The following is a 589-nucleotide window of genomic DNA, read 5'->3' as shown; positions in this document are numbered from 1 at the left end:
TTCACCGCCGCCGTGGCCGTGCTGATCATCGCCTGCCCCTGCGCCCTGGGCCTGGCCACCCCCACCGCGCTCATGGTCGGCACCGGCCGCGGCGCCCAGCTCGGCATCCTCATCAAGGGCCCCGAAGTCCTGGAGACCACCCGCCGCGTCGACACGATCGTCCTCGACAAGACCGGCACCGTCACCACCGGCCGCATGACCCTCCTCGACGTCCACACCACCGACGACACCGACGAGACCGACGTACTCCGCCTCGCCGGCGCACTGGAACACTCCTCCGAACACCCCATCGCCCAGGCCGTCGCCACCGGAGCCGCCGAACGCACCGGCACCACCCTCCCCACCCCCGAGGACTTCGCCAACATCGCCGGCCTCGGCGTCCAGGGCATCGTCGAGGGCCACGCCGTCCTCGTCGGCCGCGAACAGCTCCTCGCCCAGTGGGAGATCCACCTCCCGGCCGAACTGGCCCGCCGCAAGGCCGCGGCGGAAGCCGCCGGCCGGACCGCCATCACCGTCGCCTGGGACGGCGAGGCACGAGCCGTGCTCGAAGTCGCCGACGCGGTCAAGGACACCAGCGCCCAGGCCATCG

1 protein-coding gene is annotated in these 589 nt (G+C 73.0%); it reads left to right on the top strand.

The annotated features are described in order from the left end of the window. Window positions 1–589 (top strand): HAD family hydrolase (locus IE107_RS34605; RefSeq protein WP_189548293.1); only part of this gene is annotated, 589 nt, incomplete at both ends.

Origin of the sequence: Streptomyces gelaticus (assembly GCF_014649535.1) — a bacterium.
GTDB lineage: Bacteria > Actinomycetota > Actinomycetes > Streptomycetales > Streptomycetaceae > Streptomyces > Streptomyces gelaticus.
Note: the sequence above shows the minus strand (reverse complement) of the source record. Positions and strands in the feature narration are given on the sequence as shown.